This is a genomic window from Kitasatospora sp. NPDC040550 (genome assembly GCF_055594965.1).
On the sequence record NZ_JBVIWC010000001.1, the window covers coordinates 417626 to 441043 of the forward strand.

23 protein-coding genes are annotated in these 23418 nt (G+C 74.8%); 11 read left to right on the plus strand and 12 right to left on the minus strand.

Going from position 1 to position 23418, the window contains the following annotated elements:
- Positions 1-484: 484 nt before the first annotated feature.
- The 3 genes from ACZ58X_RS01950 to ACZ58X_RS01960 all read right to left on the minus strand — a co-directional run bounded on the left by ACZ58X_RS01950 (position 485) and on the right by ACZ58X_RS01960 (position 3185).
- A complete protein-coding gene (locus tag ACZ58X_RS01950; RefSeq protein WP_360234102.1) occupies positions 485-1243 on the minus strand; it encodes a DeoR/GlpR family DNA-binding transcription regulator in 759 nt (252 codons plus the stop codon).
- Between the two features lie 123 nt (positions 1244-1366).
- Positions 1367-2233 carry a class II fructose-bisphosphate aldolase gene (locus tag ACZ58X_RS01955; protein WP_470331705.1) on the minus strand — a complete coding sequence of 289 codons (867 nt, stop codon included), beginning with the start codon at positions 2231-2233 and terminating at the stop codon, positions 1367-1369.
- A 79-nt stretch (positions 2234-2312) separates the two neighbouring features.
- Entirely contained in the window at positions 2313-3185 is an 873-nt protein-coding gene (locus ACZ58X_RS01960) for an SIS domain-containing protein (RefSeq protein ID WP_470331706.1), read from the minus strand.
- Positions 3186-3406: 221 nt separating this feature from the next.
- Here ACZ58X_RS01960 and ACZ58X_RS01965 point away from each other — a divergent pair, with 221 nt between their 5' ends.
- Together ACZ58X_RS01965 and ACZ58X_RS01970 are read left to right on the plus strand one after the other, a co-directional pair.
- Positions 3407-4615 carry a 4-hydroxybenzoate 3-monooxygenase gene (locus ACZ58X_RS01965; protein ID WP_470331707.1) on the plus strand — a complete coding sequence of 403 codons (1209 nt, stop codon included), beginning with the start codon at positions 3407-3409 and terminating at the stop codon, positions 4613-4615.
- Between the two features lie 52 nt (positions 4616-4667).
- Entirely contained in the window at positions 4668-6407 is a 1740-nt protein-coding gene (locus tag ACZ58X_RS01970; RefSeq protein WP_470331708.1) for a methyltransferase, read from the plus strand.
- 49 nt (positions 6408-6456) lie between these two features.
- Here ACZ58X_RS01970 and ACZ58X_RS01975 read toward each other — a convergent pair whose 3' ends face one another.
- The 4 genes from ACZ58X_RS01975 to ACZ58X_RS01990 form a co-directional block, all read right to left on the minus strand.
- Complete coding sequence (locus ACZ58X_RS01975) at positions 6457-8079, minus strand: multicopper oxidase family protein (RefSeq protein ID WP_470331709.1); 1623 nt, start codon at positions 8077-8079, stop codon at positions 6457-6459.
- 148 nt (positions 8080-8227) lie between these two features.
- On the minus strand, positions 8228-9463 hold the full coding sequence (locus ACZ58X_RS01980) for an RCC1-like domain-containing protein (RefSeq protein ID WP_470331710.1): 1236 nt from the start codon (positions 9461-9463) through the stop codon (positions 8228-8230).
- A gap of 30 nt (positions 9464-9493) precedes the next feature.
- The gene (locus ACZ58X_RS01985) at positions 9494-10765 is read right to left on the minus strand and encodes an RCC1 domain-containing protein (RefSeq protein WP_470331711.1); all 1272 of its coding nucleotides are present in this window, start codon (positions 10763-10765) and stop codon (positions 9494-9496) included.
- A gap of 91 nt (positions 10766-10856) precedes the next feature.
- Positions 10857-11081: a hypothetical protein gene (locus tag ACZ58X_RS01990; RefSeq protein ID WP_470331712.1), complete on the minus strand. Its 225-nt coding sequence runs from the start codon at positions 11079-11081 to the stop codon at positions 10857-10859.
- A 285-nt stretch (positions 11082-11366) separates the two neighbouring features.
- Here ACZ58X_RS01990 and ACZ58X_RS01995 point away from each other — a divergent pair, with 285 nt between their 5' ends.
- From ACZ58X_RS01995 to ACZ58X_RS02010, 4 genes are all read left to right on the plus strand, one after another.
- Positions 11367-12266, plus strand: a complete 900-nt coding sequence (locus ACZ58X_RS01995; protein WP_470331713.1) for a hypothetical protein — start codon at positions 11367-11369, stop codon at positions 12264-12266.
- Positions 12266-13618, plus strand: coding sequence for a hypothetical protein (locus ACZ58X_RS02000; protein WP_470331714.1), 1353 nt, complete (start codon positions 12266-12268; stop codon positions 13616-13618). The genes ACZ58X_RS01995 and ACZ58X_RS02000 overlap by 1 nt, the downstream gene beginning before the upstream one ends.
- Before the next feature lie 189 nt (positions 13619-13807).
- Positions 13808-15052, plus strand: a complete 1245-nt coding sequence (locus ACZ58X_RS02005; RefSeq protein ID WP_470331715.1) for a 2-isopropylmalate synthase — start codon at positions 13808-13810, stop codon at positions 15050-15052.
- Positions 15049-15786 (plus strand): hypothetical protein, encoded by a 738-nt coding sequence (locus ACZ58X_RS02010; protein ID WP_470331716.1) that lies wholly within the window; start codon positions 15049-15051, stop codon positions 15784-15786. Before ACZ58X_RS02005 ends, ACZ58X_RS02010 begins: the two co-directional genes overlap by 4 nt.
- Before the next feature lie 61 nt (positions 15787-15847).
- On the opposite strand, the gene ACZ58X_RS02015 is transcribed toward ACZ58X_RS02010, so the two are convergent.
- The 5 genes from ACZ58X_RS02015 to ACZ58X_RS02035 form a co-directional block, all read right to left on the minus strand.
- The gene (locus tag ACZ58X_RS02015; RefSeq protein WP_470331717.1) at positions 15848-16861 is read right to left on the minus strand and encodes a hypothetical protein; all 1014 of its coding nucleotides are present in this window, start codon (positions 16859-16861) and stop codon (positions 15848-15850) included.
- Positions 16858-17856 carry a hypothetical protein gene (locus ACZ58X_RS02020; protein ID WP_470331718.1) on the minus strand — a complete coding sequence of 333 codons (999 nt, stop codon included), beginning with the start codon at positions 17854-17856 and terminating at the stop codon, positions 16858-16860. Before ACZ58X_RS02020 ends, ACZ58X_RS02015 begins: the two co-directional genes overlap by 4 nt.
- Before the next feature lie 276 nt (positions 17857-18132).
- Positions 18133-18606 (minus strand): ATP-binding protein, encoded by a 474-nt coding sequence (locus tag ACZ58X_RS02025; RefSeq protein ID WP_470331719.1) that lies wholly within the window; start codon positions 18604-18606, stop codon positions 18133-18135.
- A gap of 183 nt (positions 18607-18789) precedes the next feature.
- On the minus strand, positions 18790-19233 hold the full coding sequence (locus ACZ58X_RS02030; protein WP_470331720.1) for an STAS domain-containing protein: 444 nt from the start codon (positions 19231-19233) through the stop codon (positions 18790-18792).
- Between the two features lie 142 nt (positions 19234-19375).
- On the minus strand, positions 19376-20308 hold the full coding sequence (locus tag ACZ58X_RS02035) for an RNA polymerase sigma factor SigF (RefSeq protein ID WP_470331721.1): 933 nt from the start codon (positions 20306-20308) through the stop codon (positions 19376-19378).
- Between the two features lie 206 nt (positions 20309-20514).
- Between ACZ58X_RS02035 and ACZ58X_RS02040 the strand changes: the two genes are divergently transcribed.
- The 5 genes from ACZ58X_RS02040 (at position 20515) to ACZ58X_RS02060 (ending at position 23395) form a co-directional block, all read left to right on the plus strand.
- Positions 20515-20958 carry an SRPBCC family protein gene (locus ACZ58X_RS02040; RefSeq protein ID WP_470331722.1) on the plus strand — a complete coding sequence of 148 codons (444 nt, stop codon included), beginning with the start codon at positions 20515-20517 and terminating at the stop codon, positions 20956-20958.
- A gap of 55 nt (positions 20959-21013) precedes the next feature.
- A complete protein-coding gene (locus ACZ58X_RS02045; protein WP_470331723.1) occupies positions 21014-21382 on the plus strand; it encodes a PRC-barrel domain-containing protein in 369 nt (122 codons plus the stop codon).
- 96 nt (positions 21383-21478) lie between these two features.
- Positions 21479-21874 carry an SsgA family sporulation/cell division regulator gene (locus ACZ58X_RS02050; protein WP_470331724.1) on the plus strand — a complete coding sequence of 132 codons (396 nt, stop codon included), beginning with the start codon at positions 21479-21481 and terminating at the stop codon, positions 21872-21874.
- Between the two features lie 122 nt (positions 21875-21996).
- The gene (locus tag ACZ58X_RS02055; protein WP_470331725.1) at positions 21997-22200 is read left to right on the plus strand and encodes a hypothetical protein; all 204 of its coding nucleotides are present in this window, start codon (positions 21997-21999) and stop codon (positions 22198-22200) included.
- Between the two features lie 64 nt (positions 22201-22264).
- Positions 22265-23395 carry a mechanosensitive ion channel family protein gene (locus ACZ58X_RS02060; protein ID WP_470331726.1) on the plus strand — a complete coding sequence of 377 codons (1131 nt, stop codon included), beginning with the start codon at positions 22265-22267 and terminating at the stop codon, positions 23393-23395.
- Positions 23396-23418 lie beyond the last annotated feature (23 nt).

The window sequence follows — 23418 nt, forward strand, 5'->3', positions numbered from 1 at the left end:
GCGGTGCCGCCCACTCTCGGGGGGCGGCCGCCCGTCCCTCCAGGGGTCGGCGGCACCAGGGACGTCCCGGGTGCGCCGGGGACGGTGGGCGGGGGCCGTGGGACGGGCCTGGGACGGCCCTGGGACGGCCCTGGAACGGGCCTGGAACGGGCGCGGGACGGCTCCGACGGGCCCTCGGGAGGCCGGTGACCGGGCCGTGGGACGCCGGTGGCAGGGCCGTGCGACGCCGGTGGCAGGGCGCCGGTGCCGACGGGGGCGGAGGCGGGGGCAACCGCGTTCATACGGGACGACCTGGTCCCTCGGGGAGCGGGCGGTGACGGAAGGACCCCTGCCCCCGGGCGTGCTGACGGCTCGGGGGCAGGGGTGGCCTCGGACTCGGCCGGGGTCCGCACGTCCGCACCTCGGCGGCGTCCCGGGACGACGAACCCCGGCGTCCGGGTGCGCCGGGCCCGCCTGCCGGGCCCCGCTCGTCAAGCCCCGCTCGTCAGGCCCGCCGCACCCGGACGCCGCTCTCGGCGATCGCCTGCTCCTGGGCGTCCGGCAGCCCCGCGTCCGTCACCAGGTCGTGGACGTCGGTGAGCGGGCAGATCGAGGCGAAGGTGACCCGGCCGACCTTGGTCCGGTCGGCGAGCACGACGGTGTGCGCACTGCTGCGCAGGAACGCCCGGTCGGTCTGGGCCTCCATCTCGTCGTGGGTGGTGCAGCCCTGCTGGACGGTCAGGCCGTCCACGCCGATGAAGGCGAGGTCCAGGTGGTACTGGTCGAGCATCCGCTCGGCGGCCGGGCCGACCAGCTCGTAGCTGGCCGAGCGGGCCAGGCCGCCGATCACGACCAGGCGGACCTCGGGGCGGACGATCAGCTCGGCGGCGATGTTCACCGCGTTGGTGACCACGGTGAGGTTGCCGCGCTCGGCGAGCACCCGGGCCAGCTCGGTGGTGGTGGTGCCACCGGTCAGGCCGACCACGGCGCCGTCGGGCACCAGCTCGGCGGCGGCCCGGGCGATCCGGCGCTTCTCCTCCGCCTGCTGGTCGCTCCGGTGCCGCAGCGGGATCTCCAGGTTGACCGCCCCGGTCACCGCACCGCCGCGGGTGCGCTGGAGCAGCCCCTGGTCCTGCAGTTCCTGCAGGTCCCGGCGCACGGTCGCGTCGGACACCCCGAGCAGGTCGGAGAGCGTCCGCACGTCCGCGCTCCCCGCCTCGGCGATGTGCGAGACGATCCTGGCGGCGCGATCAGCTTTGAGCATGGACGGAGTGTAGTTCAGCCCGGCTCGACGGTCGGTGACTGCACCCGCGGACAGGTCCGCGCACCCGCGCGCAGCGAACCGCGCACCCCGGCGGCGGACGCCGGTTCGGGGCGAAAGGCCGGTTCAGGGCGAGACGCCGGCCCGGTCCGCCGGCCGGGGCGCGGTCAGCACGCCGAGCAGCCGGGTGACCTCACGGGCCACCGCTGTCCTCCCCTCCCCCAGGTACGTCCGGGTGTCCACCAGTGCGGGGTCGGCGGCGAGCCGGCCGCGGACCGCCTCGGTGAAGGCCTTGTTGAGGTGGGTGGCGATGTTGACCTTCGTCATCCCGTGGGCGACCGCCGCCGCGAGGACGGGCTCCGCCACCCCGGAGGAGCCGTGCAGCACCAGCGGCACCGGGACGGCGGCCCGCAGCGCGGTGATCAGGCCGAGGTCCAGCGCGGCGGTGCGGGTGAGCATGGCGTGCGAGGTGCCGACGGCCACGGCCAGCGCGTCGACGCCGGTGCGGGCGACGAACTCGGCAGCCTGCGCCGGGTCCGTCCGGGCGCCGGGGGCGTGCACCCCGTCCTTGCCGCCGACCTCGCCGAGTTCGGCCTCCACCCAGACGCCCGCCTGCTGGCACTGCCGGGCCACCTCGGCGGTGGTGCGCACGTTCTCCTCGTACGGCAGCGCCGAGGCGTCGAACATCACCGAGCCGAACCCCAGCGCGAGCGCCTGCGCCACCAGCGGCCGCTCGGTCGCGTGGTCCAGGTGGACGGCCACCGGCACGGCGGCGGCCCGGGCCACCGCGAGCGTCGCCGCGCCGATCGGCGCCAGACCGCCGTGGTAGTGCACCGCGTTCTGGCTGAGCTGCAGCACCACCGGCACCCCGGCGGCCTCGGCCCCCGCGACGATGGCCTCGGCGTGTTCCAGCTGGATGACGTTGAACGCCCCCACGCCGCGGCCGCTGCTGACCGCGGGCGCGACGATCTCTTCGGTTCCGACCAGGGTCACGGTGCTCCTCCGGGCTGTGCCGTCAGCGGACGGGCGGGGCGGGTGGCCGGGCCGGGCGGGTGCTCCGGCGGCCGGCCGGTCACGGCTGGTCCAGCACGATCGAGCGGGTGAGGTGGCGCGGCCGGTCGGGGTCGAGGCCGCGCCGGACGGCGAGGCCGACGGCCAGGCGCTGGACCCGGACCAGTTCGGCCAGCGGGTCGAGCGCGGGCACGCTGATCGCGGCCCCGGTCGCCCCGGCCTGGTCGGCCAGGCCGGCCGGCGGGGTGTCCAGGAACCAGACCAGGCCCTCGGGGCCGCTGACGCTGATCGGGCCGTGCCGGTACTCCATCGCCGGGTAGGCCTCGGTCCAGGCGGCGGAGGCCTCCCGGACCTTGAGCGCGGCCTCGTTCGCCACCCCGTAGCTCCAGCCGGTGCCGAGGAAGGTGAACTGCCGCGCCTCCAGGGCGCCCTGCGGCAGCGGCTCGGCGAGCGCCGTACGGGCCTGGGCGGGCAGGTCCGCGGGGGCGGCGCCGAGGTGGGCGCGCAGCAGGACGAGGGCGGTGGTGGCGAACCTGGTCTGGACGACGGACCGCTCGTCGGCGAACTCCAGCGCCACCAGGTGGCGGGCGGCGGCGCCGACCGGGGTCCCGGGGTCGGCGGTGATCGCGACCGTCTCGGTGCCGCCCACCCGGGCGAGGGCGTCGAGCACCTCGGTGGTGGTACCGGAGCGGGTGAGCGCGACGATCCGGTCGTACCGGCGGCCGAGCGGGAACTCGGAGGCGGCGAAGGCATCGGTCTCGCCGAGTCCGAGGGATTCGCGCAGCGCCGCGTAGGCCTGGGCGATGTAGAGCGAGGTGCCGCAGCCGATGACCGCGACCCGCTCGCCGGGTTCGGGCAGGTGCTGCGGGGCCAGTTCCAGGGCGCGCTGCCAGCAGTCGGGCTGGCTGGCGATCTCTTCGTCGACGTGGGCCATCAGGTCCTCCTGCGCGAGACTGCACGAATGTGCGTGAAGATGATCGATTTATAGTCGAGATCTCCATCATTACGCAATAGTGCGCAGTCCCGATCAGCTTCGAGCAGGGCACCCCGCAGTCGGCGATTGTGCGAAGCATCGGTGAAGATCATCACCCTATTCACCGATCCGAGGGATTCCGGCGCTTCGTTGTATCCAGCGGTGGCTATGCTCCCCGTACTGTGACTGAACGTCAGACAGGCCGAACAGCCCAGGAAACCGCCGATGTCGTCATCCTCGGCGCCGGACCGGCCGGACTCACCCTCGGGAACCTCCTCCACGCCGCCGGGGTCGACTGCGTCGTCCTCGAACGGGCCGACCCCGACCACGTCCGGACCAGGGCCCGGGCCGGGTTCCTCGCCGCCAACACCGTCCGGGTCCTGGACCGCCACGGCCTCGCCGAAGGCCTGCACCGCCACGGGAAACCGCACGGCACCTGCGAGTTCCGCACCGAGGACGGCAGCTTCCGGCTCGACTACGGCGCCCTCGGCCGCCGCGAACACCACACCGTCTACCCCCAACAGGACCTGGTCTCCGACCTCCTGGCGCACTACCTGGCGGCGGGCGGCCGGATCGCCTTCCGGACCGAGGCCCAGGTCGTCGAGGGCATCGACGGCCCCGCCCCCACCGTCACCGCGCGCGACGCCGAGGGCCGCCCCGGCCGCTGGCGGGCCCGCTACGTGGCCGGCTGCGACGGCCGCCACGGCGCGGCCCGGCGCTCGCTGCCCGCCGACACCCGCCGGTACCACCGCGACCACGGCGTCTCCTGGCTCGCCCTGCTGGCCGAGGCGCCACCGAGCATGGACGCCGTCGGCTACGCGATGCACCCCGACGGCTTCGCCGGCCACATGGCCCGCACCGCCGACATCACCCGCTACTACCTCCAGTGCCGGCCCGGCACCCCCGCCGACGCCTGGTCGGAGGACCGGATCCGGACCGCGCTCGACCGGCGGCTGCGCGCCGACGAGCACGGGCCGCTGCACCACGGCCGGATCCTCCACCGCTCCGTCGTCCACCTGGAGTCGGACGTGCTCGACCGACTCCGGTACGGCTCGCTGCTGCTGGCCGGGGACGCCGCCAGCCTCCCCGCCCCGGCCGCCGCCAAGGGCGCCAACCTGGCCGTCCTGGAGGCGGAACTGCTCGCCGAGGCGCTGATCGACGAGCTCCACCGGGGCGACGCCCGGGCGCTCGACCGGTACTCCGCGCGCTGCCTCACCCACATATGGCGGGCCCAGGAGTTCGCGCACTGGATGATCCAGCTCCTGCACTCCTCCGTCGGCCCGGCAGAGGAATCGTTCTTCCACGAAGCCATGCGGCGCTCCCGCGTCGAATCCCTGCGCACCTCGCGCACCCACCAGGACTGGTTCGCCGAGAACTACGTCGGCATCTGACCCCGCCCTGCCCACCGGGCACCCCCGCCCCCGCACCAAGGACGCCCTCCCCATGACCGCGACACCCCCGGACGACACCGCCCGCCTGCGGGCGACGGCCGAGTTCGTCAGGGAGCACGACACCGCGACCCTGCTCCCGCTGCTGCTGCCCGACCTCGACGGACCGGAACTGCGGGCCCTGGCCGACCGCTGCCGCTTCTCGCACGCCGCCCTGCTCGTCCTGCCCCCGGACAACGCCGCGCTCCGCTCCCAACTCGCCTCCTGCGGACTGGAACCCGATGCCCCCGCGCAGCCCAGCGTGGTGGTCCGCAGCCGGCTCGCCCGGCGGCACGGCCGCGCCGAGGCCGAGCTCGACGTCCGCATCCTGCGCCCGCCGGTGCCCGGCCCCGACGGGGAACGCAGCGTCGAGGTGTTCGTACTCACCGTGCCGCCCGGCTCCGACCTCGCCGAACTCGCCGAACTCGCCGACCACGAGCGCGCCCACGAGCACGAGGCCCACCTCGCCTTCGACGTCGCCCACCCCGACCCGCTGGCGCTGCGCGGCCTGTGCGCGCTGCTCACCCGGCACGGCGCCGCCCCCGACGGCGGCGGCTACAACCCCCACGAGGACTCCACCGTCCTCTACTTCACCACCCCGGCCGGCTCCCGCACCGGCTACCGCCGGGTCGAGCTCCACGCCCGCGGCGACCACCGCACGGTGCTCGCCGACCACCTGGACGAGGACCCCACCCAGCGCTCGGCCGAGACCCTGCTGCACCAGCTCACCGGCGCCTGGACCACCCAGGCCCTGGCGGTCAGCGCCCGGCTGGGCCTGCCCGACGCCCTGGACACCCGCACCGCCACCGCGCCGCGGCAGCTCGCCGAGGCCCTCGGCGCCGACCCGCAGAGCCTCGCCACCCTGCTGCGCTACCTCACCATGCTGGGCGTCGTCGCCGAACACCCCGACGGCTACCGGCTGACCGGCACCGGCGCCCTGCTGCGCGCCGACGCCCCGGCGTCGATGCGGCCGCTGGCGCTGATGTACGGCGGCCCGTTCTACCGGTCCTTCGCGGAGCTGGAGCACACCGTGCGCACCGGGGAGGCCGCCTTCGACCACCTCTTCGGCGAGAACCACTTCGACCACTTCGCCCGCGACCCCGAACTCGCCGAACTCTTCGACCTGTCGATGGCCGCCGGCTCCCGGATGTTCGAGCCGCTCCCGGACCACCCCGTCATCACCGCCGCGGGCTCCCGCGCTCCCGCCGGCACCGTCGTCGACATCGCCGGCGGCAACGGCGAACTGCTCGGCCGGCTGCTCGCCGCCCACCCCCGGCTGCGCGGCGTCCTGCTGGAACGCCCGCACGCCGTCGAGGCCGCGCGCCGCCGCCTCGACGCGGCCGGCCTCGGCGGGCGCTGCGGGTACGTGACCGGCGACTTCGCCGACGTCCCCGGCGACGGCGACGTCTACGTGCTGTCCCGGGTGCTGCACGACTGGGACGACGAGCGCTGCGCCGAGATCCTGCGGCACTGCGCCCGGGTGATGCCCGCCCACGCCGACCTGCTGATCGTCGAACGGCTGCTGCCCGCCGACGGGTCGACCTCGCTGGCCACCGCGTGGGACCTGCACATGATGGCCAACACCGGCGGCCGCGAGCGCCGCGCCGACCACTACGGCCGGCTGCTCGCCGACGCCGGGCTGCACCTGCTGGGCCACCGCCCGCTCCCGCTGGGCGCCGCCGTCCTGCACGCCCGCCGGGCCGCCGTCCCGGCCCCGACCGGCCCGTCCCCCGCCCCGGCCGGCAGCCGCGCGTAGTGCTCGGGTGCCCCGCCGCCGCCCCGGCGGCGGGGCACCCGAGCGCGGGTCAGGACCGGCGCGGCGCCACGTACTCGACGTTCTGCATCATCCCGAGGTCCCCGTGCTGGAGCTGGTGGCAGTGGGCGACGGCCCGGCCGGTGAAGTCCTCGTACCGGACCAGGAAGGTGACGGTGTCGCCCGGCCTGCCGCCGGCCAGGTCGACGGTGTCCTGCCAGACCGGCGGGTCGAGCCGCTCGCCGTTGCGGTGGGTGACCAGGACGTGGTTGGTGTGCAGGTGGAAGGGGTGCTGGAAGGCGGGGTTGGTCTCGGCGGTGCGCAGCGTCCAGCGCTCGACGGTGTCGAGTTCCAGGGTGTGGTTGACGTAGCCGGGGTCGAACAGGCCGTAGGCCGGGTCCTGGGCGGGGTCGCCGGCGGGGTCGGCGGCGGGGGTCGGGTGGCTCCCCAGCATCCGGAAGGCGTTGGGGAACGAGCCCGGGAAGACGCCCGGATCGACGTGGAAGACCACCTCGCGGTCCGCGTCCGGGTTCGCGAGGTCCCCCTCGTCGAGGAAGGGCTTGCCGGCGGGCAGGACGGTCGGCAGGTCCATCGGCGGGTCGAGGGCCTCGCCCGTCACCTCGACCGTCATCAGCGGCGCGGTCCGCCCGTCGACCCGCAGTTCGTAGCTGCCGGGGTCGTCGGCCCGGACCAGGACGTCGGCCCGGTTGCCCATGGCCAGGCGCACGGCGTCGGTGGCGACCGCGGCCGGGAAGGTCACGCCGTCCTGGGCGATCTGGTGGAGGGTGAGGTCCCGGCCGCCGCCGGTGAGCCGCAGCACCGGCGCGGTGAAGGCCGTCGCGCAGACCAGCCGCCAGCGCTGCACCTCGCCCGGGCGCAGCGTCACGGTGGGGTTGACCGCGCCGTTGACGGTCAGGACGGCCGGGACGGCGGCCAGCGCGTTGCCGGAGGTGAAGTCGGGGACCTTGCCGTCCTTGAGCCGCAGTTCGTTGACGCAGACCACCAGGTCGGCGGCGGCCGCGATCTCGGGCACCTCGTCGACGTCGCCCTCGACGATCAGGACCCCGGCCATCCCGCCGACGATCTGCACGGAGGTGGCCCCGTGCAGGTGCGGGTGGTACAAGAAGGTGCCGGCCGGGTGGCCGGCCGGGACGTCGATCGTCGTCACGTACCGGGGTTCCGGGGCGCCGGCCTCGACCTCGTCGACGGTGCGCGGCTCGAACACCCGGAGCACGTTGTCGGCCTCCCCGGTCGGGTCGACGTGCAGGCCGTGGGTGTGCAGGTTGAAGCTGTTGAAGCCGTGCGGCCGGTTGTGGTCACCGTCGTGGGGTTCGTTCGGCGGCAGGCCGTTGACCTGGGTCAGCCGCAGGGTGTCCCCGGCGCGCAGCCGCAGGGTGGGGCCGGGGATCGTCCCGTTGTAGGTGCGGGTGGTCACCGTGCCGTGGCCGGGGACGACGGTGTCCGTGAACCGCACGTCGAGCGTCTGCTCCAGCACCGCCCCCGCCCGGCCGGGCACCCGCCGGGTGGTCCGCAGGGCGGGCTGGGGGAACGGCTGCGGCGCGGGGGCGGCCGCCGCGTACCGCCGGGAGAGGATCCCGTCGGACGCGGCCACCAGCGCGGCGGTGGGCAGCGCCTTGAGCAGCGATCGACGACTGATTCCGACATTTTCGCTCATGGTCGGGCAATCTAGGTCACATCGGACAAGGGGCCCGGAAAGCACACCGGGCGCCCGCCGAACACGGCCCGATCATGACCTCAGCGCCGCCGGCCCGGCCCCGGCGGGAGGCAACGCCGGGGCCGGGCGGTCGTCCGCTACCGGAGCGTCAGTTGGCCAGGCTGAAATCGCCGCCGACCGGGGCGGCGATCTTGTCGACGCCGGTCAGCGCGGTGAGCGAGGTCACCGGCGTACTGCTGTCCGTGGTGGTGCCGTTGGCCAGCTGGCCGGAGCCGTTGGCGCCCCAGGACTGCACGGTGTTGTTGCCCAGCAGGGCGACGGTGTGTTCGCGGCCGCCGGCCACCAGTTGCACGCCCGTGACCCCGGGGACGGGGACGGGGGTGATCCGGTAGTCGGTGGTGCCGTCGCCGAGCTGGCCGGAGGTGTTCTGGCCCCAGGCCTTGAGCTTGTTGTCGCTGTCGGTGACGGCCAGGCTGTGGTTGCAGCCCGCCGCGATCTGCGAGACCCCGCCCAGCCAGATGCCCTGGGTGTCGACCGGGGTGTAGCGGCTGATGGTGCTGTTGTCGCCGAGCTGGCCGGTGGCGTTGTAGCCCCAGGCCTTCACCGCGTTGCCGCTGGTGGGCTTGGACGGGCCGCTCGGCGGGCCGACCAGGGCCAGGTTGTGGTTGCAGCCGGCGGCGATCCTGGTCACCCCGGTCAGGTTGCTGACCGGGGAAGGGACGTTGCGGCTGGCCGAAGTGCCGTCGCCCAGCTGGCCGTTGATGTTGTAACCCCAGGCCCAGACGGTGCCGTCCTCGCGCAGCGCGAGGCTGTGGTGGAGGCCGCCCGCGATCGCGATCACCTTGTTGAGGCCCTCGACCCGCACCGGGACGCTGCTGTCGGTGTTGGTGCCGTTGCCCAGCTGGCCGTAGTTGTTCTTCCCCCAGGCCACCACGGTCTGGTCGGCCAGCAGTGCGAGGCTGTGCGAGCCGCCCGCGGCGATGTCGGTGGCGTTGGCGAGGTTGACCACCTGGCCGGGCGCGTTGTGGCTGAACACCGAGCCGTCGCCCAGCTGGCCGGAGCCGTTGGCGCCCCAGGACTGGACCGTACGGTCGGTGAGCAGCGCCAGGCCGTGGCCGTTGGTGGGCCCGGCACCGCCGGCGGCGATCTTCACCACCTCGGCGCTGGTCAGCCCCAGCACGGTGGTGGCGGTGGTGCGGAAGTCCGTCCAGGTGCCGTCGCCGAGCTGGCCGGACCGGTTGTTGCCCCAGGACTTGAGGCGCTTCTCCTGGGCGTGCGCGGTGCCGGCCGGCACCGCCGCCAGGCCGAGCGCGGTCAGTGCGGCCACCGCGGCGGCGAGCGCCGGACGCAGCCGGTTCCGGTGCGCGGTAGGGGAGTTCGTCATGTGCTGCCTTCCTGATGAAGGGGTGGGAGGTCAGCGCGCCAGGCTGAAACTGCCGTTGGAGGGGGCGGCGACCATGGCGACGCTGCCGGACTTGGCCAGCACCTGCACCGGGGTGAGGCGCTGGGTGGTGGTGCCGTCACCGAGCTGGCCCTTGTCGTTGAGGCCCCAGGACTGGACGGTGCCGTCGCCGAGCACCGCCAGGTTGTGGCTGGCGCCGGAGGCGATGCCGACCACGGCGGTCACGCCGGGAATCGGCACGCTGGTGTTGCGCTGGGTGGTGGTGCCGTCGCCGACCTGGCCGTTGGCGTTGTTGCCCCAGGCGCGCAGGGTGCGGTCCTGGAGCAGGGCGACACTGTGGGTGGCGCCCGCGGCGAGCGCGGTGACGTTCCTGAGCTCCAACACCTGCACCGGGTAGGGCTTGTTGTTGTTGACGGCCGGCGTGGTGGTGGTCGCGGTGTCGTCGCCCAACTGGCCCTTGTCGTTGAGGCCCCAGGACATCACCGTGCCGTCGGCGAGCAGCGCCAGGGCGTGCGAGGCCCCGGCGGTGATGCCCTTGACGGTGGTCAGCTCGGGCACCTGGACGGCGGTGGTGCGGGTGGCCGGGGTCGGGTTGGGCACGGTGGCGGTGGAGCTGGCCGGCTTGGGGGTGACGCCGAGCTGGCCCTTGTCGTTGTTGCCCCAGGTCTTGACCGTGCCTTCCTTGAGCAGCGCCATGCTGAACGTGTCGCCGGCCGCGATCGCCTTCACGTCCGCGAGCCCGGCGACGGTCACCGGGAGCGAGGCGTTGGTGGTGGTCCCGTCGCCCAACTGGCCCTTGTCGTTGAGGCCCCAGGACATCACCGTGCCGTCCTTCAACAGGGCGAGGGCGTGCGAGCCGCCCGCGGCGATCGCGTCGACCCCGCCGAGCCCGGCGACCAGGCCGGGCACCGCCCACTCGTCGGTGGTGCTGGTGGCGCCGTTGCCCAGCTGGCCCTTGTCGTTCTTGCCCCAGGCCTCGACGGTGCCGTTGGCGAGCAGGGCGAGGCCGAAGCCGCTGCCGGTGGAGCCGCCGGTGCCCCCGGCGGCGACGGCGTTGAGCTCGGCCCCGGACAGTCCGACCACCGAGGTCGGGGTGAGCCGCTGGGTCTTGGTGCCGTCGCCCAGCTGTCCGCTGGTGTTCAGCCCCCAGGCGCGCAACCGCAGGTCGTACGCGGAGGCGGCGGAGGTGGGCAGCGCGACGGAGCCCAGCAGGGCCAGGCTCGCCACCAGAGCGGGGGCGGCGGTCGCGGGCAGGGCGCGGAGCTTGCGGTGCAGCGGGTGCATCTCTTCCTCACGTTCGGGCGGGTACGGGGGCATGGGGATGCCCGGGCGACGGCAGGAGCGGGCCGCCGCTCGGGGTCGTGCCGGCGGTGCGTCAGAGGCAGGGGCGCGCCGGGCCGCGGCGGACGGGCCCACCGATGACCTGGGCGGGCGGCGGCAGCGGCCGGTGGTGGGCCTGGGTGGCGCCCTCGCCGCAGGGCGACACCGGGCGGACCCCGGCCGGGGCGGCCGCGGCGGCGGGGGTCGCGCCCAGCAGGGGCAGGGCGAGGAGCAGGACGCAGATCTTCGGGGCTCGGGCCGTTCCGGAATGGGGTGACATGTCGTCCCTCGCGGTGCGGGCCGCGCGACGGCACGGCCGCACGGCCAGGGTGGGAATGAAGATCGGATTCTCGGAATACCTGCCCCATGATCGGAACGGTCGTGCGGTGGCGAGGGGGTTTCCACCTTGTTGGCGCAGCCCGATCGTTCGCCGTCGCCCTATCGGACCGTCAGCTGTTGCGGACCGTGACCGGGGCCCGAAGCATGGAGCGCCGGGGCCCGGTGATCATCGAGCGCCGTCGATCGCAACTGCCCGCCACATCCGCCGATTTCAGTGGGAGAGACCGTGCTGCGAGCGCAACGCGCCAGACTTCTAGCCGTCACCCTCGGTGGCACCATCGCCCTGGCGACGCCGACGCCGGCGGGGGCGGAGGACACCCAGCCGGCCGTGGTCCCGAACGGCACGTTCTCCTCGCCCACCGTCCCCGCCGGCACCACCTGGGTCTCCGGCGTCGACGGCTGGACCGGCGGAGGGGTCGGCTCGGCCGCCCGCGCCGCCCACCCGCAGGGCTTCCAGGCGGCCTCGCTGCACTGGGGCAGCAAGGCGGTCCCGCTCAGCACCCGGCTGCGCGGCGTACGGGCGGGCGCCACGGTGACGCTGACCTGGGACGACAACCCCGACAGCTGCCCGCCCCAGGGCGCCGCCAAACGGACGTACACCGTGTCGGTGGCGGGCCCGGCCAACACCCCGGGCGCTTTCAGTACCAACACCCCCAACGGCAGCGCGAACTGGTACCTGGGGCGGGCCTACTCCTTCACCGCGGCCGAGGACGCACCGCAGATCACCTTCGCCTCGACGACCACCGACTACCTCAACTGCGGCCTGCTCATCACCAACGTCGCCGCCAAGCAGACCGCCCCGCTCCAGACCCCGCCCCAGCAGGACCCGTGCTCGGGAGACGCGGCGAGCAGCCCGCAGTGCAAGGACGTCGCCGACAACAAGGACCAGATCTCCAAGTGCCCGCCCAGCAACAAGGACTGCCTGGCGAGCGTCGCCGGGAACGGCAAGGAGCAGCACGACGGCGTCGACAAGCAGACCCAGGCGGTGGACGCCTTCAACAAGGTCCCCCGCGACCAGGACCCGAACACGGCCGTCTCCGAGCTGTGCACCCTGCCCAACGCGCTCACCGACGGGGTGAAACCCGGTGACGCCGTGGTCCCGCCGGGCGACTGGTGGGTCTGCTGATGGGGCGCCGCCTCCTGCTCCGTGCCGGGTCCTCCCTGGCGGCGGCCGGCCTCGCCCTCGCCGCCGCGCCGCCCGCGCGGGCCGCCGACACGGTGGACGTCCCGGTGGCCAACGGCACCTTCGCCCAGCCCGTCGCCCCCGACAACGGGACCGCCGCCGGGCACGCCGACTGGTCGCCGGAGAACAACGGCGTGGTCTTCGGCAAGGCCCTCGCCCAGCACCCCGCCGGCTACCAGGCGGCCTCGCTCAACTGGAACGGCGCGGCGCTCGCCCTGCGCACCCGGCTGTGGGGCGTGAAGGCGGGCTCGCACGTTACGCTGAGCTGGGACGACAGCCCGGGCGTGGACCGGCGCTGCACGTCCGCGCAGCTCAAGGACGGCCAGACGTACAACGTCTCGCTGATCGCCCCCGGGAACCCGCCGGACCCGCAGGTCACCACCAAGGGCGCCGACACCGTCGGCACCGCCAACTGGACCACCGGGCGGACCTTCGGCTTCGACGCGCCCGAGGACAACCCGATGGTCTCCTTCGACTCCGCCGAGCAGCGCGACTCGCGCTCCTGCGGCCCGCTGATCACCAACGTCACCGCCCGGCAGACCCCGGCCCCGGTCGACCAGAAGGTCCGCAAGGAGCAACTGCCCGGCCCCAAGGCGTACCAGGGCAACGAGCCGCTGGAGCCGGGCATCGCGGTGGACGACTGCGAGGGCTCGGCGACCAGCTGCGTGTTCACCGTGGACAAGGGGTCCTCCTACCAGTACTACGGCCAGACCAGGATCGTCGGCGAGGTCTACCTCAACTGCAGCCGCAACGCCGTCGTCGACGACCGGCGGATCGAGGTCACCGAGCCGCCGTACGACAACCTCACCCAGTACTACGCGCTCAAGGGCACCCCGCTGACCCCCAGCCGCTCCGACATCTCGCAGAGCCGCCCCAACCTGGCCGCCCAGGCCGCCGCCGGGTTCAGCGCGGCGGGCGGCAACCCGGCCGCCGTCTCCACCGGCAACCCGCTCACCTGGAGCCGGACCGGCACCAAGGCGCTCAACCCCACCATCCAGCCGGGCGAGGTGAGTTGGATCGAGGTGCAGCCGGCCCGGGAGCGGGTGGCGGGCAGTTTCAGCAACGCCCGCAACAAGTACCGGCTGGACGCGACCTTCGACGTCCCGGCCACCTCACTGCCGGACCGGTACTTCCAGCGCACCGGCCCGCTCACCGAGGTCGAGCTCCAGCGCTGCGGCTCCGCCCGGCCCACCGCCGGCACCCCGGACAACGGTGCCGGGCCGGACAAGCGCCTGGTCACCGTCGACGCCCCGCCCGCCGGGGTGGAGACCAGGTCCGTCCCGCTCATTCCCTGAACCGGCCAGAACCCGCTTGCACCCCTGAACCCCCTCTACCGCCGAACTGCCGCCCTGGCAAGCGGATCCGGGAATTCCGTGCCGGAACGGCGGCAGTTTCCCGGCCCGCCCCCGCCGGCCCCGCCCGCCGCCTAGAGTCCCGACCCGGTTGCCCCCGTCGGCGGGGGCCGGGCGGGTTCGGGGGTTGCGGTGGAGCGGGACGTCATACGGGAGTCCGCGCGGGCGGGCCGGGTGGTGCTGTGGGAGGAGTCGGCGCGGGACGGCGCCCAGGCCAAGACGCTGATGTCGGCCGCGTTCCGGGTCCGGCTGGCCCGTGAGCAGGGCCGGATGTTCGGTGCGGACGGGCCCCGGCACGTGGTGTTCGCGGCCGGCTTCCCGGCGGTGTGCGAGGAGGAGTACGAGGCGGTGCGGCGGGTCGCTGTGGAGGCCGAGGGCACGGTCAGCGTCGCCGCCGTGTGCCGGGGCCGGGCGGCGGACGTCCGGCAGGCGGTGGCCTCGGTACGGGGCACCGCGCACGCCCGGGTCATGGTGGTCGTCCCCGCCTCCGAGCCGATGGCCCGGACCATGACCCACCGGCCGGCCCGGGAGGCGCTCGAGTCGGCGGCCGCCCTGATCGAGGAGGCCCGCGCCCTGGACGACGGGGTGGCCGTCGACCTCTGTTTCGCCGACGCCTCCCGCGCCGACCACGGCCTGCTGGCCGACCACGCGGGCGCGCTGACCGCCGCCGGGGCCGGCACCGTGCTGCTGGCCGACACCGTCGGCATCCAACTTCCCCACGAGGCGGCCGAGTTGTTCGGCCGGGTCCGGGCGGCGGCCGAGGACGACGTGGTCCTGGGCTGCCACCTGCACAACGACCTCGGCCTCGGCCTGGCCAACACCCTGGAGGCGCTGCGGGCGGGCGTCCGGGTGGTGTCCGCCTCCTGGCTGGGCATCGCCGAACGCAGCGGCATGGCCGCCACCGAACAACTGCTGTTCCTGCTCGCCCACGACCCGGCCCGGGCGGCGCGGCTGGTGGGCGACGACACCCCCGCCTGGTGGACCGCCCCGGACCTCACCGCGCTGCCGCAGCTCGCCCGGGCCGTCTCCGGGGAGACCGGCGTCCCGCTGAGCGTCACCACCCCCGTCGTGGGCAGCGGGGTCGGCACCCTCTCCACCGGCACGCCCTTCGTCCACCCGCAGCTGTTCCAGCCCTTCGACCCCGAGGCCGTACTGGGCATCGCGCCGAGCGTGGTGCTCACCCAACTGGCCAGCCTCCGGGTGGTCCGGGCCGTCGCCGCCCGGCTCGGCCACCAGCTCGACGAGCAGCAGGCCCGGGCCGCGCTGGCCTGGGTGAAGTCCCGGGCCTACCGCACCGGCCGGGCCGTCGTCGAGGACGCGGCCTTCGCCGCCTACCTGGTCGGCCTCCGCTCCGCGCCGACCGGGGCCTCGGCATGACCGCCGGGACCACCGGGCCCGTCGACCTCGACGGCGCCCGCGCCGCCCTGCGGCGCGGCACCGCGGTGGTGCTGCCCAACCCGGCCCCGCTGACCCACGTCGTGGCCGGCACCGACCCACGGGCCGTCAACACCGCCAAGGGCCGGCCCGCCGAGCAGGCCGTCGCCCTCTGGGCGCACGACCCGGGCACCCTGGCGCGGCTCGGCGCCGTCCTCGACCTCTCCCCCGCCCTGGCCGCCGCCGCCCGCCGGCTGCTCACCGAGGAGCGGGTGACCCTGCTGCTCCCGCTGCGCCCGGGCGCGGCACGGCCCGACTGGCTGGCGCCCGCCACCCGGGACGGCTGGACCCTGCTGTTCGGCGCCCGCTGGGAGCCCCTGCGGCCGCTGCTCGCGGACCACCCGGTGCTGTACGTGAGCAGCGCCAACCGCACCGGTCGCCCGCCCGCGGCGACGGCGGCCGGGGCCCTCGCGATGTTCCCGGCCACCGTGCCCGTCCTCGGCCCGCTCTCCCCCGCCGACCCCGAGGACTCGGACGGCTCCGAGGGCCCGGACGGCTCCGAGGGCTCCGAGGGCTCCGACAGCGGCCGGGGCGACCAGGGCGGCCGGGCGGCCACCACGACCCTGCGGCTGCACCCGGACGGTCGGCTCGACCTGCACCGGCCCGGGGCCCAGGACCGGCCGTACCCCGGGGCCGAGGCCTACCTGGCGCGCGTCCGCGCCGCGTTCCTGCCGTGAGCGCGGCCCGGCCGCCCGCCCGTGCGTACGGGTGGGCGGCCGGGCCGCTCGACGGCCGGGGTCAGACCAGCGGTGCCCAACTCCCCTCGGGTGTCCGGCGGTACTGGGCGGTGGGCCGGGCTCCGCCCCGGTGCGGCGGCACCTCGACCAGGCCGCCCTCCGGGCCAGCGGCCGCCGCGCGGCCCCCCGGGCCCGGCGTGGGGTCGGGCGCCGGGGTGAAGCCGGGACGCACCGTGAGGCAGTAGTTCAGGGCGCTGAACGTCTGCGCGACCACGGTGCTGACGTTCACGCTCGACGGACTGTCCACCACGATGTTCTTCACCAGCTTGCCGGTGCCGTTCACGCTCAGCTCGCCGACCGTGCGGGTCATCGCGTTCAGCACCCCGAACTGCAGCTCGTCGCCCGACTTGACGGTGAACTTCACCTGGGTGGTCTCGGTACTGGTCCGCTTCCAGGTGTGGGAGTACGCGGCCTGGAAGGCCAGCGCGTAGCTGGCCTGCGCGCTGAGCTTGAGCTCGGCGGAGCCGGAGACCGTGCCGCCGACGCCGAGCGTGGCGCCGTTGACGACGTCCGTGGTGGGGCCCTTGTCCGCCGACGGGCCGTGGTCCGTGTGGCTGATCCCGGTGGTGTTGTCGACGCCGGCGCTGGCCTCCACCGTGGTGGTGTTGTCGACGGTGCCCACCAGGGTCGCGCTGCCGGAGATCTCGCCCGCGATGTTGTCGGTGGTGCTCGATTCCAGCGACACCGTCCGCTCCACCGTCATCGGCTTGTTGGTGCAGTTGATCACCGCGTTCCCGGCCGAGACCACCGCCGTGGTGCGCTCCCGGGAGAGCCCCGGGATGATCCGGAACGAGCACCCGTGGTCCTGCCCGCAGCCGTGCGCCACGGCGCGGGCGTCGGGCAGCGGGGTGTCCCCGTCGAAGGCCTGCGCCACCAGCGGTGCGTCCGGGTCGGCCGCCGGGGCGTCGGCGCCGCCCTCGGCGAGGGCGGGCGCGACCGATGCCAGCAGGGTGGCCAGCGCGGCCGTCAGGACGAACGACCGGTACGGCACGGCGTGCCCGGCCCGGCGCTTCACCGCTGCTCCCAGGTGCCCTGGGCGGTCCGGACGTACACGGCGTCCGGCACCCGCCCCGGCCGCTCCGGCGCGGTCTCGACCAGCCCGCCGCCGGCCGACCGGCGCCCGCCCGGGCCCGGGTTGCCGCCGGAGCCCGAACTCGGGCGCAGCGACAGGCACTTGTCCGGCCGGGCGAAGGTCTGGGCGACCACCGAGCTGACGTTGACGGTGGAGGGGCTGTCCACCGTCACGTTCTTGATCAGCTTGCCGGTGCCGTTCACCGCGAGCTCCCCGACCGTGCGCGCCGTCGCGTTCAGCACCCCGAACTGGATCTCGTCACCAGGGCTGACGGTAAAGACCACCCTGGTCGACTCGGTGCTCTGGACCTGCCACTCGCGCGAGAAGGAGGCCTTGAAGGCCTGTGCGTAGGTGGCCTTGGCGCCCAGGTGCAGCGCGTTGGAGCCGCCGACCGTCACCGGGAAGGCAACGGTGTTCTCCACCTTGTCCTCCGTGTACGGGCCCGTGTCCTTGTTCGGCCCGATCTGGTTGACGCTGTTGGTCATGCCCGGCTTCACGGTGCCGGTGGCCGCGGCGGTCACCGTGGTGTCCACGCCGCCCTCCAGGGTGGCGGTGCCGGAGATCTCGCCGCTGATGTTGTCGGTGCTGCTGGTCACGAAGGTGACGGTGCGGTCGATCTCCATGTCCGAGTCGGTGCAGTTGATCGCCGCGTTGCCCACCGAGAGCACGGCGCCCATGAACTCGCGCGGCGCCCGGTCGTACATCCGGAAGCTGCACGCCGAGGGCTTGTCGCACAGCCTGGTCACCTCCGCTGCGGAGGCCAACGGCTTGGCCCCGTCCAGCGCCTGGGCCACCGGCAGCGCCGGGGGCGCGGCATCGCCGTCGGCGGCGCCGCTCGGGACCGCGAGCGGGATCAGGACGGCTGTCGCGACGCCGGGGACCAGCAGCGCGAACCGGGCGGCGTGCCGCCACGTCGGCGGGCGTGCGGAGACGACCACGGGTGCTCTCCTCATTCCTCGGAGGGGGTGCCGACCGGATCGGCCCTGCCCGGTGGTTCCGGTGCCCGGGTGCCACGGTGCTCCGGTGCTCCGGTGCTCCGGTGCTCCGGTGCCAGGGTGCTCCGGCACCGGGGGTGCGTCGGCTTCCCCATCCTCCGCGAGAGTCGCATCGCGGGCGAACGGTCGGCGCGTGATCGTGCGCCATTCGATGATCCGTCAGTGCGCCCGTCGGCGCGCCCGCCACTGCGCCCGCCACTGCGCCCGTCGGTGCGCCCGTCAGTCGCCGGGCCGCTGCGGGGGCCGGGCGTCGATCTCGGCCCAGACCGTCTTGCCGTCGTCGTGCGGCACCGCGCCCCAGCGGGTGGCGGCCTTCTGCACGATGAACAGCCCGTGCCCGCCCGGCAGGCCCGGGCGGTGCGGTCGGCGCGGCTCGGGCAGATCGGTCGAGCGGTCGCTGACCTCGATCCGCAGCCGAGCCGCGGAGGCGTCCAGGACGAGGTCGACGGGGCCGCCCGCGTGCAGCATGGCGTTGGCGACCAGTTCGGCGACCAACAGCACGATGTCGTCCTCGGCCCCGGCCGGGCCGGTCGGCCAGGACCAGTCGGCGACGGCCTGCGCGGTGTACGCCCGGGCCCGGGCGACGGGCTTGGGCTGCCCGGCCAGGTGCAGGCGCCGGCGCTGGCCGCCGGGCGGCAGGGTGGGTCCGGTGCCCGGCCGGTCGCCGTCCAGGGTGGCCCGGCTGGTCGTCATGTGCGGGTTCCCCTTCGGTTCCGGTTCGGTTCCCGTTCGGTTCCGGCGCCGTGCTCCTGGCGCCGTCACCGGTTCGTACCGCTGTGTGCCACTGCGTACCGCTGTGTTCCACGCGTTCCGCTGTCGTCTGCTCGGTTTCCCGACCACCGACGAATTATGCGTGCCGACGGGCGGCCGCGGAACTCACCGGGGTGCGGTGGCCGCGGCCTCCACGGTCGGGTGGAGCGAGAACACGGTGTCCGTGCAGGTCAGCTCCAGCAATCGCTGCACCGTGCCGGACGGCGCCGCGAGCCGGAAGTCCACGTCCGCCGCCGCGGCCGAGATCCGGGTCTGCAGCAGCAGGTTGAGGCCGGAGGAGTCGCAGAAGGCGACCTGGGCGAGGTCGACGACGAGCAGCGGCGGGCGCTGCTCCACCAGTGCGTCGAGGGTGCTCCTGGCGGGGCCCAGGGTCTCGATGTCGAGGTCGCCCGCGAGGGCGCAGACGGTCGCCCCGGCGTCGGTGCACCAGGTGTGCACGGCCAGGTCGGGCCCGAACGGGGCAACCGCCCCGGTGGCGTCGGAGGGTGCGGTGGTCGGCGGCACGGTCACGGACTCGTTCTCTGCGGGCATCGTCTTCTCGGCTGGCATCGTCGTCGTGTTCCCCTCAACGGGTGTGCTCCACGAGCGTACGCACGCCACCCGGCCCGAGACCAGGCCGGGGGGCGACCCGGCCGGGTGGCGGCGGGTGGCGTGCGCGGTGTGGCGGTGCGCCCGGTGACCGTGCGGCGGTTCAGTCGGCGGTGAGGTCCGCGCGCAGGTGTTTCAGGGTCCGGCTGAGGAGCCGGGAGACGTGCATCTGGGACAGCCCCAGGCGGGCGCCGATCTGCGACTGGGTGAGCTCCTCGCCGAAGCGCATCGACAGGATCTGCCGGTCGCGTTCCGGCAGGGCGGCGACCAGGGGCTTGAGGGCGATCAGGTTCTCGACCGTGTCGAACCGCGGGTCCTCCTCGCCGAGCCGCTGGGCGAGCGGGCCCCGGTCCTCCTCACTCTCGGTCACCGGGGCGTCCAGGGATCCGGCGGTGTGGCCGTTGGCCGCGGCGAGGCCCTCGATCACCTCCTCCGGCGACAGGTCGAGGTGCTCCGCCAGCTCGGCCACCGTGGGCGCCCGGCCCAGCCGCTGGAACAGCACGTCGCGGGCCTTGGCGAGGGTGATGCGCAGTTCCTGGAGGCGGCGCGGCACGTGCACGGCCCAGGTGGAGTCCCGGAAGTGGCGGCGGATCTCGCCGAGGATGGTCGGCAGCGCGAAGGTCACGAACTCGGCGCCGTGGTCGGGGTCGTAGCGGTCGATCGCCTTGATCAGGCCGAGCGAGCCGACCTGGAGCAGGTCCTCCTCGGGCTCCCGGCGGTTGCCGACCCGGCGGATCGCGAAGCGCACCAGCGACAGGTTGAGTTCGATCAGGGTGGCCCGGACGTACGAGTACTCCCGGGTGCCCTCCTCCAGCGTGGCGAGCCGGGCCAGCAGCACCCGGGTCAGCTCCCGGGCGTCGGCGGGCGCGACCCGCTGCGGGTCCTCGATCCCGGCGAGCTCCGGCAGCTCCGGGTGTCCCGGGAGCCCCGGGAGCCCCGGGAGTCCGTCGACGGCGGCCCGGTGGGCGGCCGTCGCGGCCTCGCCCGGGGCCGGGGCGGTCACGCGGTGGAGGAGTTCGTCACTGGTCGTGGCCATGTCGGTCCTTTCCCCTCGGCGTACGGTCCGTCCCCGGTTACCCGCCGTGGCCCGTTCCATGCCGGTTCCCCTTGTGAGGATTGCGTGAACGAACGACCCGGGCCGCGTCGTGGTGACGCCCGCCACACCCCGCGCATGCCGCCCGGGGAACGGGGCACCCGGACGGGACAGGACCGGAGCGCGAGGAGGAGAAGGAGGACCGGACGATGGGACGGATCGAGGAATCGGTCGAGATCGCGGCGCCGCTCGGCGAGGTCTACCGGCACTGGGTGCACTGCGAGGACTTCCCGCGGTTCATGCGCGGTGTGGTCAGCGTGGACGTCTCCGGCGGCGGCGCCAGCAGCTGGGTGATCGAAACGGCCGGCGGCCGCCGGGAGTTCGAGGCCGTGACCACCGAGGTGGTGGAGGGCGAGCGGGTCGCCTGGGACGGCGGGACGGGCCCGGTGCGGCACAGCGGCGTGGTGACCTTCCACCACGTGGACGAGCGCACCACCCGGATCATGCTCCAGCTGGAGGTCGAACCGCACGGGCTCTGGGCCCACCTCGCCGAGGCGCTCGGCTTCGTCGACCGCCGGATCATCGACGACCTGAACGACTTCAAGCACCACGTCGAGCAGGACGCCGCGACCGGCACCACCCCGGGGGCATGAACGCCCGCATCGGGGGCACCCGAGCCCTACCGGACGAGACGAAACGGAGGCAGTCATGACCGCACGCCGCACCATCTGGGAGTTCCGCACCTCCGCCGGACACACCGCCGGCACCGACCTCATCGGCTTTCACGTCGAGGCCACCGACGGCGCGATCGGCAAGGTCGACAAGCTGTCCGAGCAGGTCGACGAGCAGTACCTGGTCGTCGACACCGGACCGTGGATCCTCGGCCGGCGCGTCCTGCTCCCGGCCGGCACCGTGACCCGGATCGAGATCGGCGAGCAGAAGGTGTACGTCGACCGCTCCAGGGACGAGATCCGCAACAGCCCCGACCTCGACGCCGACGGGCCCGACCAGGAGGTCGACACCCGCGGGCGCTTCGGGCCCTACTGGGACCCGTACTACGGCGGCCGGATCCTCTGACCGGGCCACCGGAAGCACAGACCGACAGTCAGCGACGACGGACGGGGGCGGCCTACGGGCTCCCCCGTCCGGACACCCGGGAAAGGGGAACCCTCCATGGAACGTCTCACCACCCGGATCACCATGCGACTGATGACCGGCGACGACCGCAGCCGGGACCTGGACGTCGACTGGTCCTACCGGGACGACGAACCCCACGCGGCCGAGCTGGACTTCACCTCCTACCAGGCGAACGCGGTCTGGTCGCTCTCCCGCGACCTGCTGCTCGCCGGGCTGCACGCGCCCGCCGGCGAGGGCGACGTCCACGTCACGCCGTTCGACGACACCCAGGTCCTGATCGCGCTGGCCGGCGCCGAGGGCGTCGCCCTGCTCGCGGCCCCCGCGACGGCGGTCGCCGGGTTCCTGGCCCGGACCGTACGGCTCGTCCCGCCGGGGCGGGAGCACGAGCGGATCGACTGGGACCGCGGCCTGCACGACTTACTGGCCGCCTGAACCACCGGCCGGCCACCTGTGACCGCACCACCGGCCCGCCACCCGCGCCGAGTGCACCGAACACGCCGCGCCCGGCGAACCCGCCGGGCAGTACGGCACCGCACCGAGAGGAGCACCCGTCCATGACCACCGCCCCCGCCCGCCCCGGCCAGCCCCCGCCCGCCCCCGAGCCCCCGGCGCAGCCGCCCAGGCCGCTGCTGCCCGACCCGCCGCCCCCGCCCGGCTCGCCCGTCCCCCCGCCGGCCCCGCGGCCGGTGCACCGGCCGGCCCCCGAACCGGCCGCCCCGCAGCCGGGCCGGCCCCACCCGGTCGAGCCGCCCGACTGAACCGGCCCACCCCCGGGGCCCCTGCCCCCAACTCGCTCGCCAGCAGCGGAAAGGAGAGCCGGACATGTGGTGGAGCCTGCTCCGCCTGGCCGTCGTCGGCGTCGCGGCCGCCCTCCTCACCTACGGCCTGGACCGGGCCGTCCGGTTCGCGGCCCGGCGGCTGTCGGCCCCCCGGGGTGCCGGTGACGTGCCGGAGGTGCTGCGCCGGTGCCGGCACCCGGTGCTGGCGCTGACGGCCTGTCTGCTGCTCTCCGCCGCGCTGCCGTGGATCGCCGCCCCGCCCGCCGCCCGCGAGGGGCTGCGGCACCTGGCGGTGATCCTGGCGATCACCTCCGGCGGCTGGCTGTGCGGCCGGCTGGTGGCGATCCTGGCGGAGGGCGCCGCCCGGCTCGCCGTGCACCGCCGCGAGCCGGCCTGGGCGGGCCGCGCCCGGACCCAGGCCGTCCTACTCGGCCGGATCTGCCAGGCGGTGGTCGCCGTGGTGACCCTGGGCGCGGTGCTGATGACCTTCCCGGCGGTGCGCGGCGTCGGCACCAGCCTGCTGGCCTCCGCCGGGCTGGTCGGCGTGGTGGCGGGCGTGGCCGCCCAGAGCACCCTCGCCAACGTCTTCGCCGGGGTGCAGCTGGCCTTCGGCGACCTGGCCCGGATCGGCGACGTCGTGGTGGTGGCCGGCGAGTGGGGGACGGTCGAGGAGATCACCCTGACCGCGGTGGTGATCGAGACCTGGGACCAGCGGCGGCTGATGATGCCGATGTCGTACTTCGTCGGGCGGCCGTTCGAGAACTGGTCCCGCCGCTCCAGCCGGATCACCGGCACCGCGCTGCTCCACCTCGACCACCACGCCCCGATCGGGCTGCTGCGCGAGGAGTTCGAGGACTACCTGGCCAAGTGCGAGCTCTGGGACGGCCGGGGCAGCGCCCTCCAGGTGGTCGACACCACGCCGACCACCATCGTGGTCCGGGTGCTGGCCACGGCGGCGGACGGCGGCGACGCCTTCGAACTGCGCTGCCGGCTCCGCGAGCACCTGATCGGCTACCTGCGCGACCGGCACCCGTACGCGCTGCCGCGCATCCCGGTGGCGGAGGCGCCCGCGCGGGACCCGGACGACCGGGGGGACCCCCGTACCCCCCGGCCGGCCCCGGGTCCGCGCACACCCCCACCACGCACACCCCCACCACGCACCCCGCCGCCGTGACGGCCCGGCCGATCGACCCGCGC